This window comes from Hydrocarboniphaga sp. (genome assembly GCF_028291725.1).
Classification (GTDB): domain Bacteria; phylum Pseudomonadota; class Gammaproteobacteria; order Nevskiales; family Nevskiaceae; genus Hydrocarboniphaga.
This window is the reverse complement of the sequence record NZ_JAQGNT010000057.1, coordinates 50,737-63,135: the sequence shown is the minus strand read 5'-3', so window position 1 is coordinate 63,135 and position 12,399 is coordinate 50,737. Positions and strand designations below refer to the sequence as shown.

General features: G+C 64.5%; 9 protein-coding genes and 1 pseudogene. 3 read left to right on the top strand and 7 right to left on the bottom strand.

Features of this window, described 5'->3' with window-relative positions:
- Positions 1-231, top strand: a pseudogene (locus JWQ90_RS15535) (phosphate ABC transporter substrate-binding protein); the annotation flags it as partial.
- 154 nt (positions 232-385) lie between these two features.
- Here the strand turns inward: JWQ90_RS15535 and JWQ90_RS15530 are convergent.
- The 4 genes from JWQ90_RS15530 to JWQ90_RS15515 all read right to left on the bottom strand — a co-directional run bounded on the left by JWQ90_RS15530 (position 386) and on the right by JWQ90_RS15515 (position 6,865).
- Positions 386-1,669 (bottom strand): EAL domain-containing protein, encoded by a 1,284-nt coding sequence (locus tag JWQ90_RS15530; protein ID WP_299695817.1) that lies wholly within the window; start codon positions 1,667-1,669, stop codon positions 386-388.
- An 81-nt stretch (positions 1,670-1,750) separates the two neighbouring features.
- Positions 1,751-2,740: a sensor domain-containing diguanylate cyclase gene (locus JWQ90_RS15525; RefSeq protein ID WP_299695815.1), complete on the bottom strand. Its 990-nt coding sequence runs from the start codon at positions 2,738-2,740 to the stop codon at positions 1,751-1,753.
- A 199-nt stretch (positions 2,741-2,939) separates the two neighbouring features.
- Positions 2,940-5,522 carry a DNA mismatch repair protein MutS gene (gene mutS / locus JWQ90_RS15520; protein ID WP_299695813.1) on the bottom strand — a complete coding sequence of 861 codons (2,583 nt, stop codon included), beginning with the start codon at positions 5,520-5,522 and terminating at the stop codon, positions 2,940-2,942.
- A 110-nt stretch (positions 5,523-5,632) separates the two neighbouring features.
- Positions 5,633-6,865: an MFS transporter gene (locus JWQ90_RS15515; RefSeq protein WP_299695811.1), complete on the bottom strand. Its 1,233-nt coding sequence runs from the start codon at positions 6,863-6,865 to the stop codon at positions 5,633-5,635.
- Between the two features lie 311 nt (positions 6,866-7,176).
- Here JWQ90_RS15515 and JWQ90_RS15510 point away from each other — a divergent pair, with 311 nt between their 5' ends.
- Positions 7,177-8,154, top strand: a complete 978-nt coding sequence (locus tag JWQ90_RS15510; protein ID WP_299695809.1) for an AraC family transcriptional regulator — start codon at positions 7,177-7,179, stop codon at positions 8,152-8,154.
- Between the two features lie 153 nt (positions 8,155-8,307).
- Complete coding sequence (locus JWQ90_RS15505; RefSeq protein WP_299695807.1) at positions 8,308-9,540, top strand: CoA transferase; 1,233 nt, start codon at positions 8,308-8,310, stop codon at positions 9,538-9,540.
- 53 nt (positions 9,541-9,593) lie between these two features.
- On the opposite strand, the gene JWQ90_RS15500 is transcribed toward JWQ90_RS15505, so the two are convergent.
- From JWQ90_RS15500 to JWQ90_RS15490, 3 genes are all read right to left on the bottom strand, one after another.
- Entirely contained in the window at positions 9,594-10,331 is a 738-nt protein-coding gene (locus JWQ90_RS15500; RefSeq protein WP_299695805.1) for an alpha/beta hydrolase, read from the bottom strand.
- Between the two features lie 164 nt (positions 10,332-10,495).
- Positions 10,496-10,960: a hypothetical protein gene (locus tag JWQ90_RS15495; protein ID WP_299695803.1), complete on the bottom strand. Its 465-nt coding sequence runs from the start codon at positions 10,958-10,960 to the stop codon at positions 10,496-10,498.
- Between the two features lie 227 nt (positions 10,961-11,187).
- Positions 11,188-12,354: a MaoC family dehydratase N-terminal domain-containing protein gene (locus tag JWQ90_RS15490; protein ID WP_299695801.1), complete on the bottom strand. Its 1,167-nt coding sequence runs from the start codon at positions 12,352-12,354 to the stop codon at positions 11,188-11,190.
- Between the last annotated feature and the right edge of the window lie 45 nt (positions 12,355-12,399).

Genomic DNA, 12,399 nt, shown 5'->3' with positions numbered 1-12,399 from the left:
CAGAAAAGCGGTGCGACCAAGGATGCCTTCGAATCCAAGGTGCTCGGCAAGTCTGGTGCCGATCTGTCCGGCTACTGGTCCAAGCTGATTTTCACCGGCAAGGCCAGGGCGCCGGAGGAAGTGGCCGGCGACGCCGCGGTCAAGGCCAAGGTTGCGGCGACGCCGGGCGCGATCGGCTATGTCGACGACGCGGCGGTCGATTCGTCAGTGAAGGTGCTGTTCAAGTTCTGATAATCGCGGCGATCAAAAACCCCGGTCTACGCGACCGGGGTTTTTTTGTTGGATCACTGCTATTTTGCAGGTCGGCAATCCCTTGCCGACATGAGACCGCGATTGCGCACGCAAGGCTACACGTCGGCAAGGGATTGCCGACCTACGGAGCGGACTAAGCTGCGTTGGTCGCCGCGCTACGGCGATCGGCCATCACCAGCTCGATCAGTTTTTCCGGCGTCACGCTCGGGTAGAACAGCCAGCCCTGCGCGTAGTCGAAACCGATTTCCTGCAGCAGCGCGAGCTTGCGCGGGTCGTCGACGAATTCGGCGACCGTGGTCTTGCCGGTGGCGCGAGCGACTTGATAGATCGCGCGCACGATCTTCTCCGACACCGAACTCACCGCCAGTTCGCGGATGAAGGCGCCGTCGATCTTGACCTCGTCCACCGGTAGCGAATGCAGATAGCCGAACGAGCACAGCCCGGAGCCGAAATCGTCGAGGCTGAAGCGGCAGCCCAATGTCTTGAAATCCAGAATCATTTCGGCGGCGACGTTCAGATGCTGGATCGCCGCGGTTTCGGTGATCTCGATGTAGAGCTTGTTGCGCGGCAGGCGCGCATGGCGCACGTCGTCGAACAGCTTGCCCATGAACAGGCCGTCGACGAAGGACGGAGCCGACAGGTTGAACGACACGTTGTCGAGACGGTCGAGCAGCGCGCGGTGCTCGTCCAGCCAGGCCAGCAGATGCTGGGACGAAAACTGGTCGAGTTCGGTGGACAGGCCGTGCAGTTCCAGCGACTCGATCATGCCGGGCGGCGGCGGCGACCAGACGCCAGGCGAGCGCTCGACGCGCAACAGGAATTCGGCCTTGGAGATGCGCGGCTCCCGCGAGCGGATGTCCATGATCGGCTGCGGCTGCAAGGTCAGCGAGCCGCTGTCGAGATAGCGCCGGAACTCGGTGACCGCGTCGGATCCGCCATCTGGACGGCGCACGCGATTGGCCGTGTTGTAGAAGCTGATCTGGTTCAGGCCGCGCAGCTTGGCGCTTTCGCAGGCTTCTTCGGCCTGCCCGATGATCGCCGGCCATTCGTAAGGCGCGCGCAGCGGCACCACGCCGATGGACACCGCCAGCGAGCTTGAACCGTGGCTGCCGCTGTAGGTCAGCGAGGTCAGCGCGTCGCGCAGGCTCTTGGCTTCTTCGGCCGCCTGCTGCGCGTGGTCCATGACCTTGATTGCGACGAATTCGTCGCTCCACAAGCGCGCCGACAGACCGTCGCAGCCGACCCAAGCCTTAAGACGCTGACCGACGGCCTCGACCAGCTGATCGGCGACCAGTGGCGACGCCAGGCGATTGACCGCGCTCAAGTGACACAGATCGACATAGAACATCGACGCGGCCGTGTCGGACTGCCAGGGCTGCAGGCTCTGCAGCAGCTTGGAGTAGCCGGAACTTTTCATTGTCCACAGAAGGAGTGATTCCAATGTGGGTATCGGCGGCGCGCAGCCGAACTTTAAGCCGTGATGAAAACCAGCCGCCTCTCAGCTGCGGTCGACCTCGACGCAGTTGCCGCCCATGGTTTTAGCCGCGCGCAATGCCACGTCGGCGCGGCGCAGCAGCGCCTGCCAGTCGCCGGGCTCGGCGCTGTTCCCGTCGAAGCCTGCGGCGCCGATCGAGATGGTCAGACGGATCACATTGTCGGCGTCGCCCAGGTTCATCGCGTCGACCTCCCGGCGGCTGCTGTCGGCGATTTTGAGCGCATCGTCGAGACTGGTTTCCATCAGCAGCGCCAGGATGCGGTCACCACCGAGTCGCACCAGCAGATCGCTGCCGCGCCGGTAGATGGACGCCAGGCATTCGGCGATCCGGCGCAGTGCACGATCGCCGGCGGGATAGCCGAAAGCATCGTTGTAGAGGCCGAGCTGATCGACGTCCATCACCAGGGCCGTCATCGGCTTGCGATTGCGCAGGCCGCGACGCCATTCGCGCTCGATCTCCTGTATCGCGAAGCTCGCGGTACGCAAACCGGTCAGCGGATCGGTGCCGATCAGCGAGCGCATCAGCAACTCGTGTTCGATCAGGCCGCCCAGATCGAGCAGCTCGCTGACGATGCTGGCGTGCTCGTCCGGTGCCAGGCGGCGCGTGCGGGTGTCGATCAGGCACAGGGCGCCGCCATACAGGCCCTGAGGATCGGCCAGCGCGACGCCGGCGTAGTAGCGCAATTTTGGCGAATCGGTGACGAGCTGATGCGAGCTGAAGCGCGGATCGGTGCTCAGATCCGGGACCACGAGAGGATCACCGGCGGTGATTGCCGATGCCAGAAATGCGGTCTGGTCGGCAATGCCGAGTTCGTCGAGCCCGATGCCGGCGCGCAGCTCGCGACGGCCCTGGTCTACCGTGACGATTGCTGCCGCGCGCGTGTCCAGCGAGCGCGCGGCGATACGGGCAACGCACTCGAAGTACTCGTTGCTTTGTGCAATGCGTTGAAGTTGCTTGAGGTCACGCCGCGTTGGCGCCGCTGGCTGGTTCATCTGGCATCCCACGTCAATGGCTCTTTCTAGACATCACATGCTAGCGATGTTCCAGCGTCATTTGCGTCCACGGGTGATAAAAGCCACAAACCCGACGCTTCGTTCGGCCGGGCATCACAAAGTCGTAGGTCGGCAACCCCTTGCCGACCTGAGGCAGCGATTGCGCATCGACCGTACACGTCGGCAAGGGATTGCCGACCTACTTGCCTAGCGCGTTCTTCAGTCGGTAGAGCCAGTCGAGCGCATCGCGCGGGCTCAGCGCATCCGGGTCGATCTCGCGCAGCAGCCGCAGCACTTCGGGCGGCACGCTGGGCGGCTCGAACAGCGGCAGTTGCGCCAGCGGCGGCTTCGCGGCGGGCTGGCGCTCCAGCTCGGCCAGGTAGCCGCGCGCGCGCGCGACCACGGCCGGCGGCAGGCCGGCCAGTGCAGCGACCTGCAGGCCGTAGCTGCGATTCGCCGGGCCGGCTTTGACCTGATGCAGGAACACCAGCCTGGGCACGTCGCCGCCCCCAATGGACTTTGTTTCGACCGCGTCCAGATGCACGTTGGCGATGCCGGCGAGGCGATCGGCGAGTTGCGTGAGTTCGAAGTAGTGCGTTGCGAACAAGGTATACGCGCCGACTTTCGCTGCCAGATGTTCGGCGCAGGCGCGCGCCAGCGACAGACCGTCGTAGGTCGAGGTGCCGCGGCCGATTTCGTCCATCAGCACCAGGCTGCGGCGCGTCGCGTTGTGCAGGATGTTGGCGGTCTCACTCATCTCGACCATGAAGGTCGACTGGCCGCTGGCCAGATCGTCGGCGGCACCGATGCGGGTGAAGATGCGGTCGACCGGGCCGATGCAGGCGCTGCTTGCCGGCACGAAACTGCCGGCGTGGGCGAGCAGCACGATCAGCGCGGTCTGGCGCATGTAGGTGGATTTTCCGCCCATGTTCGGGCCGGTGATCACCAGCAGCCGCGTGTCCTGGTCCAGGCACAGGCTGTTGGGCACGAAGGCCGAGCCGATCATGCGCTCGACCACCGGATGGCGGCCGCCGCTGATGTCGATGCGATCCTCGGGCACCAATTGCGGCCGGCACAGGTTCAGCACGGTCGCGCGTTCGGCCAGCGCTGCGAGCACATCGAGCTCCGCCAGCGCCTGAGCGCTCGCCTGCAGCGGACGCAGCTCTGCGGCCAGTTGGTCGAGCAGCGCATCGTAGAGCTGCTTTTCGCGCGCCAGCGCGCGATCGCGTGCCGACAGCACCTGCTCTTCGAAGCGCTTCAGCTCTTCGGTGATGTAGCGCTCGTAGTTCGTCAGCGTCTGCCGCCGTGTGTAGTGCGTCGGCACTTTGGCGGCGTGGGTCTTGCCGATCTCGATGTAGAAGCCGTGCACGCGGTTGTAGCCGACTTTCAAGCTGTCGATGCCGCTGGCGGCGCGTTCGCGGACCTCCATTTCCATCAGGAAGCCGTCGGCGTTTTCCGACAGCGCGCGCAGATGATCGAGGTCGGGATCAAAGCCGTTCTGGAAGATGCCGCCGTCGCGCACGCTCAGCGGCGGCTGCTCATGCAAGGCGCGCTGCAGCATGTCGGCGAGTTCCCGGTGCGGCGCCAGCGCGCCGCTCAGCGCGGCAAGACGCGGCGCTTCCAGCGGCTGCGTCAGCGCTGCCAGATCGGGCAACTGAGCCAGCGTGTCGCGCAGGCCGGCGAGATCACGCGGGCGCGCCGAACGCAGCGCGCAGCGCGCCAGGATGCGCTCCAGATCGGCGATATTGCGCAGCTGGTCGCGCAGCGCGCTCAGCCTTTGATGCTCGCGTTCGTGATCGAGCAGGTTTGCGATCGCGCCGTAGCGCGCCTCGAGTTCGGCCGCGTCGCGCAGCGGCCGCAGCAGCCAGCGGGCGAGGGCACGGCTGCCCATCGCGGTGATGCAGCTGTCGAACACATGCAGCAGGCTGTGTTCGAGTTCGCCGGACAGGCGCCGATCGATTTCCAGATTGCGCCGCGTCGCCGGGTCCAGGATCAGCGTCTCTTCGGGTTGCTCGACTTTTACGCCCGTCAGATGCGGCATCAGTGCTTTCTGCGTCTCCTGCACGTACTGCAGCAGCGCGCCGGCGGCGCCGATCGCGGCGCTCAGGTCTTCGCAGCCGAAGCCGCGCAGATCGCGCGTGCCGAACTGGGTCAGCAGCAGGCGATACGCCGAGGCCGGATCGAAATGCCAGATCGGTCGATGCAGCGCGTCGATGCCCAACTCGGGCAACGGGTCGCCGCCGTCGGCGATCAGCAGTTCACTCGGCCGCAGACGGTGCAGTTCGGCACGCAGATCGGTTTCGCTGGCGGTCTCGAGCAGGCTGAAGCGGCCGGACGACAGCTCCATCCAGGCGCAGCCGTAGCGGTCCTTGAACTTGCATACCGCTGCCAGCAGGTTCTGCGAGCGCGGGTCGAGCAGGCTGTCGTCGGTTGCGGTGCCGGGCGTGACGATGCGCACGACTTCGCGTCTGACCAGCTTCTCGGTGCCGACGTCGCCGACCTGTTCGGCGATCACCGCCGACTCGCCGCACCGGATCAGCCGCGCGAGATAGGTCTCCATCGCATGCGCCGGCACGCCGGCCATCACCACCGGCTGGCCCGCGGATTCGCCGCGCCGCGTCAGCGTGATGTTGAGCAGCCGCGCGGCCTTGCGCGCGTCCTCGAAGAACAGCTCGTAGAAATCGCCCATCCGGAACAGCACCAGCGTATTCGGGTGCTGGGCCTTGATGCCGAGATACTGCTGCATCAGGGGGGTATGAGCGGACAGGTTGGGTTTTTCCATGGGCCGCGAATTTTATGCTGCCGGCTGGATTGCTGCTGTGCGGCTGGTTTTCTTCCCCCTGTCTGTGAGCGACGGCCGGGTGTCGAGCTGGATGCCCGCGGTCTCCGGCTTCAAGCGCCCCGCGCGAGCAGTGCGGCGGCGCGTGCGCGCTGACGCCCGGCGACGATCCTGTAGCCCATCAGTATCGACAAACCGAACGCGAGCGCCGACGACACCATCATCGCGCCCTCGGCCCCGACCTGGCGGGCCAGCGGCTCGACGACGACGATGCACAGCGGCGCGGCGAGGTGATGCGCTCCCTTGACCAGGCCGACCGTGCGGCCCACCCGTTCGACCGGGACTTTCAGCGCCACCGCCGTCATCAGGTTCGGCACGAACCAGCCCAGGCCGACACCGAAAAGCATCATGCCGATCACGACGCTCACGAGGTTCGACGCGAGAGCCACGACCAGCATGCCGGCACCGGCACAGGCAAAGTTGATCGCAAACGCCGCGTTCGTCGAAAAATAGCGTCTGGAGCGGCCGTACAGCAGCGCGGTGGTGGCGCCCAGGGCGACATCGCCGGTCAGCACCAGCGAGATCACCGTCGGGCTGGTGATGCCCATCTGCTTCATCAGGAACGGCAGATAGACCATCGGCAGATAGGTGATGCTGCCGATGATCAAGGCCAACACCGCGTAACGCAGCGGGAACCAGGTCAGCAGCCCGGGTCCTCGCTTCGCGGCCGGCGCAGCGGCACGACGCTGCTCGACATGCCGAGCGAGTCTCAGTGCCAGCAAGCCGAATGGCAGGCCGATGGCATACAGCGCGAACGGCCAGCGCCAGCCGAACTCGCCCATGAAACCCGCGATGGGATTGAGCACGATAGAGCCGACCATCGCCGTGCCGACGTGCATCCCCATCCATCGGGCGCGATCGATGCCCGCGAGGCGCGTGTTGATCATCACCATGCTGGTCGTGGTGATGGTTACCGCCGCGATGCCGAGCAATAAACGCGATGCGATCAGTGCCGGCAGATTGCTGAGATACAGGCCCGCGGTACCGGCGACGGCGTAGAGCAGACAGGCGCTGATCACGACGCGACGCGCGCCGACGCGGTCGACCAGAAAGCCAGCCAGCGGCGCGCCGATCACCATCGACAGGCCGACGATACCGACGAGCTGCTTGATCAGCAGGCTGTCCTGCGCGCTATGCGCCAGCGCCGCTTCGATCTGCGGCAGCACCGAATTGATCGCGCTCAAAGCCAGCGACACCATCAGCCCACCGCAGAGCATGATGGCCTTGGCGCTCCATTCCAGTGGGGGGCGTGGCACTTCCATCGCCATGCTCGGGTCGCTACTCATGGCATCTCCTCGCCTGCAACGATCGGCGGCCTCTGTGACGGCCACTCTAAAAAACTGCTTTCGGACTTCGAATTTTGATGTGCCGCCCGATCTTAGGACCTGGCGGTACGGCTCTGCCCGCACTCAAACGCCATTCCGCCTGCCCGATCGTCTATGCAAAAGCGATTCACGGCGCGCCCGGTCGAGCGCCGGAGAGCCGCGCCTTCCCCGTGTTGCGTGTCCATCTGCAATCGCCCTACCATCGGCCCCTACAAGCTAGAGGCGATGAGTTGATGAAAAATCGCACGACACCATCCGTCAACAGGCCCTAGATGAACGGGACGCTCTCCGAGTTTCTCAATCTGCTGGATTTGCGCGGACAGACCTGGTGTTTCGTCGACATCCGGTCGTGCTGCGGCTTCAGTATTCCACGCAACGACGACGTGCTGTTCTATGGCGTCATCCACGGTTCCGTTCAAATCGACGGCGTCGCCGGCGGCACTCTCGATTTGCGCTCCGGCAATGTGGCGATGATTCTGTCCGGTGACGCGCACCGGGTATGCATCAATACCGACAGCCCGACTCAGGCGCTGGACTTTCTGTGCGATGAACAGAATATCGATGTCCCACCGGTCATCAGCAGCGGCGGCAGCGGTCCGGTGTCCGCGCGCGTGCTCAGCGCCCGGCTCAAGGTGAGCTGGCCGCGAGGCCTGCGCCGCGTCGCGATGCCGCCGGTGGTGACCATCGGCACCGACCGCAGCACTTTCTCCGGCTTCTCGGCGATCCGCGCCGAAACGCTGCAGCTCTCCGCGGTCGGCAGTGGAGCGGCGGCGCAGCTGACGCGGATCGCGGCGCTGATGCTGACCGTCTCGCTGCGCAGCCACCCGCAATGCCAGCTGCTGTTCCGCTCCTCGACCTGGAGCGATCCGATCGCGCATGCGCTGCATCTGATCGCATCGGACCCGTCGGCCGACTGGTCGGTGGCGCAGCTGGCGCAAAAGGTGGGTATGGGGCGCTCCAGCTTCGCGGCTCACTTCACCGAGCAGGTGGGGCGCACGCCGATGGACGTCATCACCGAACGGCGCATGCAACACGCCGCCGAACTGCTGCAGCAGAGCGAGCTGAAGCTGATCGATATCAGCTCACGCGCCGGGTATCGCTCGGAGGCCGCGTTCAGCCGCCGCTTCACGCTTTACTTCGGGCTGTCGCCCAGCAGCATGCGCCGCAATGCACGGATGAGCAAAAAGTCCGGTGCGGATATCTCGCCGCTGCATGCGCTGGTAGCAGGAGCCCATCAGCCGTCCGGCTGATCCGCGCGCTCCGATCTGCGCCATTGCCACTGCGGTGGACGTTGGAGTGTGCTGTCTGGACGGCTTGTCATGGTGAGCCGGCACATCCTTGCCTAGTCTAGGGGCATCCCATAACGACAGGCACAGGGTCTCGACCCTGGACGAGGAGAGCCGATGTCCGTTCCAGCAGGCTTGAGCAACGCGATGTTCAAAGGTGTGCGTGTCATCGAACTGGCGCAGTTCGTGTTCGTGCCGGCAGCAGGGACCATCCTGGCGGACCTCGGTGCCGAGGTGATCAAGATCGAAGCGCTGACCGGCGATCCCTACCGCACGCTCAGAATCGCCGACGGGCGCCAGACCAAGTCCGCGAACCTGTCGATGGAGCAGAACAACCGCGGCAAGCGCAGCGTCTCGATCGATCTGAAGACGGAGGAGGGACGCGAGTTGCTGCTCAAGCTGATCGAGACCGCCGATGTCTTCCTCACCAGCGTCAGACCTGCCGCCTTGCAGCGTCTGTCGCTGGGTGTCGATCAGCTGCGCGCACGCAATCCGAAGCTGATCTACGTGCATGGCAATGGCCTGGGCTTCCGTGGCGCGGAGGCGAACCGTCCCGGTTACGATGCCTCCTGCTTCTGGGCACGCGGTGGCTTCGCGCATGCGCTGACGCCGCCGGGCCAGCCGCCGATCCGTCCGCGCCCGGCACTGGGCGATCACGCAGGCGCCATGAACATCGCGTTCGGCATGGCCGCCGCGTTGTTCAATCGCGAGCGCACCGGCGAAACGGCGGTGGTCGAAATATCGCTGCTGTCTTCCGCCATGTGGATCCTGTCTTCCGACGTGACCTCGACCAGCGCCCTGGGCGAAGCCGAGCTGGCGCGCGCAGCCGCTGAAGGCCGCTATGCGCTCACGCGTGCCTACCAGACCCGCGATGGCCGCTGGATCCAGCTGATGTTCCTGGACCCCGAACGCTACTGGCCGGAACTGTGCCGCAGACTGGGTCGCGGTGATTTGCTGGAGGACCCGCGCTTTCTGACGCTCGATGACCGGGTCGAGAACGGTGAGGCCATCATCGAGGAACTGGCGAGCGCTTTTCGCCAGAAAGACCTCGCTGCCTGGCGCGAGATCCTGCACGGCTGGGATGCACCCTGGGAACTGATCCAGAACATCAAGGATCTGGCCAACGACCCGCAGGCCCTGGCGAACGACTACCTGTTCAAGGTCAAGGTCGCCGATGGCACCGATATCACGGTAGTCGCGGGCCCGGTGTCGTTCAACGGCAGTGCCGTGCCGGCGAACCCGCTGTGCTCGCCCGTGATGGGGCAGGACACCGCGGCCCTGCTGCGCGAAGTGGGTGCCAGCGACGACTATCTGAGCGATCTGAAGCAGCGAAAGATCATCGCAGGTTGACGAAGCCAGTGGATCGCACAGCGCATGCTGCTCGGTCCACTGCGCACGTACATTTACATGGCTTCGTATCGAAGCGCTTCCGCTAACGCCTGGGGCCGGGTATTCATGACCTGATGCCCTGCATCGATCCGAACCTGTCGCTCGGTCTTCAGACGTGCGGCGAAGGTCTCCTGCCAGGCGAGCGGAAGAATGCCGTCACGAAGACAGACTAGGTACGTGGATGGGACGCGGCCCAGGTGCTCATAACGCCAATCCGAAGCCGCCATCGTTTGAGCCGGCCAGGTGTCCTGGCCCAGCTTCGCGAGGAATGCCGCAGTTTCCGCTTCATTCATGTCGTTGCAGAACATCAGCGGAAATCGTTTGCGAGCGTCGACCGTTTTCGGATCGAACGGCCAGCCCACCTGGTCCTTGTTGCTGCCATGCAGGCCTGAGCCCATCTGTTGCAGGATGCTCTGCCCGGGCATCGGTGCAATGCACGAGACATAGACCAGGCGACGGAACAGATCCGGCCGCTTTTCCACGAGCCGCGGCAGGATCGTGCCGGCTTGCGAATGGCCGACGAGGACGATGTCCTTCAATCCGCTGGCCGAGATATCGGCCACAAACTCGGTGACGACGGCATCCACATCCAGAGCCTCGGTATCCCTGCCGCGTTTCTCGCCGCAGCCGGGCGCATCAAGCGCAAGAGCGCGGCCGAACTTGCCTGCGGTTTGTTGATGTAGCGCGGCAATGGTCTCTTGCCAAACCCAGCCCGCTTGTCCGCCGCCATGTACGAAGACGTAATCTGTCATTGGATAACCTCATTAGTGCGTGACGCCACTTGCGAGTTGCGGGCGCGGCTGGCAACCATAAGCCGGCACTCCTGGCAGGTGCAATGCAGTAAAGAACTCGACAGACGATCGGCAAGCAGATTGGCGTTTCGATGCTGATTGCGGCGGCGATATCTGTGCCGGCATCAGCTCGGGCGCAGAGGGCCGATGGGCGCCCGCCGGGTCGCCTCTATCATCAGCTCTGCGCATGCGCTGGGCTGGCTGAGAAAAGGCGAGTGCGAGCTGTCCATCCAGAATGGCTCTACGCCTAGCCTTGTGATCGTGTGCTTCATGCCGGCCTCTCCGCCACCGCTGGACCGACTCTGGCGACAGAGAATGAGGCTGCGCGGCAAGTCGGCTGCCCAAAACCGCGGGATGGAAATGGCTTCCATCATCGGGGCCAGGGGCTGCGGCGTCAGCATGCTGCAAGCCCATTGCGCAACTTCAGGCGAACAGTCGTGAAAGAAGAAGTCGGTTGCGGCTTCGTCGGAGCGAAATCTGAACCGTCGGTCGATCGCCACCGCCTCGTGGCCGCGCTTGCGCAGCTCCGGAATGAGTTTTTCCCAGCACCAGGCGCCGTGGCAGCCGCCATGAACCAGTACAAATCGCATTGAGCCTCTCCCGGTACGACGCAGATCTGCGTCCATCGGAGATTGTCTGGGGACAAGCAATGCGGCCGCCATGGCATGCCGTCCATAAAGCGGTTCCAACGTCCATGCGTATGGGCAGTTCCAGCATCCGCTCAAGGGCTCTGTGCTGACACGGATTCGTCCGCCTGCGCGGACTTGCCGTTGAACAGTGCCCTTGCCGCATCGAGCCCACCGACGGGTTCCGATCGCTACTTCTTCGGCAACTCGATCTCCGCTTTCGCCGTCGCCATGACGGTACCGAGCTGATTGGACATCCGGACCTCGACCTGCACGATCGAACGGCCCTCTTCGTCGACGCGCTTGTCGATCACCTTCGACGTCATGATCGTGATGTCGCCGGTGAAGGCGGGGCCGCGATACGAGCAGTTGGAGTGGAGGAGTTGGCCCCACTCGCCGGCCCAGCCCGACAGGTAGTCCAGAATCCAGGCACCCATCGAGGCTCCGTAGCCGTAAGAGCGCGGCATGCCGATGTAGCGCGCCCAGCGCGGGAACAGGTGACCGCGCGAAGGGCCGATGTAAGCGCCGTCGGTCAGCTCGGGGTTGTCCAGTTCCAGGACCGGGTCCTGCTCCTTGCCGGCCATGGGGCCGGTGAAGCCTAGCGCTTCCATATCGAGATCCGTGCGACGAATGACGCCGCACCAGATGGTGAACAGGTAGGCGCGCCATTCGGTGGTGAAGCTGGCAACGCTGTGCGGACCGATGGTGCGGACCGGCAGCTCGTCACCCACGCTGATGTCGTCCCAGTAACGCTTGCCATGGCCGAGGGCGTGCAGCGACTTGATGTACTCGTACTTCTTGGTTTCCAGCTCTTCCAGCTGCTCGTCGGTCCATACCGGATCGTCGGAAGCATCCAGCGAGCTCATCTCGCGTGCCATGTCGGCGCGGTAGCGGATCGTGGTGGAGCGCTGCTTGGCGATCAGCTCGCCGTTCTGGTTCTTGTAGAAGTTGTCGCCGCGCTGGAAGCAGGTAGGGCCGGCGAACTTGGTTTCTTTGACGGTGTAGTCGAACGGAATGCGTTCGTTGTGTATCAAGTCGCCGGCATAGATGCGCGGGCCGTAGAACCACCATTCATCGCCACCGAACAGCAGGTGCGAATTGGGAATGCCGCCCATGCAGGCGGGTGCGCTGCCATGGCCGTCGTCGGTGGCGACCGCGAACGACAGCGGCGCCACGAGGCGGCGGTAGCGGCCTTCGGCGGCGAAGCCGTCGTCGTAGTGCAGGCGGTTGGGATAGTGCATGGCCTGGGCCCAGCGCCGAATATCGACGTTCCCCACCGGATCGCGCAGACGGGCCGGCTGCATCGGCACGCCCATGTACTTGTCGAGATCCGAACAGTCCAATGTCTTGTCACTCATGTCTTGACTCCGATTGATGCGCTTGTTGTTGGATGCGCTTGTTGT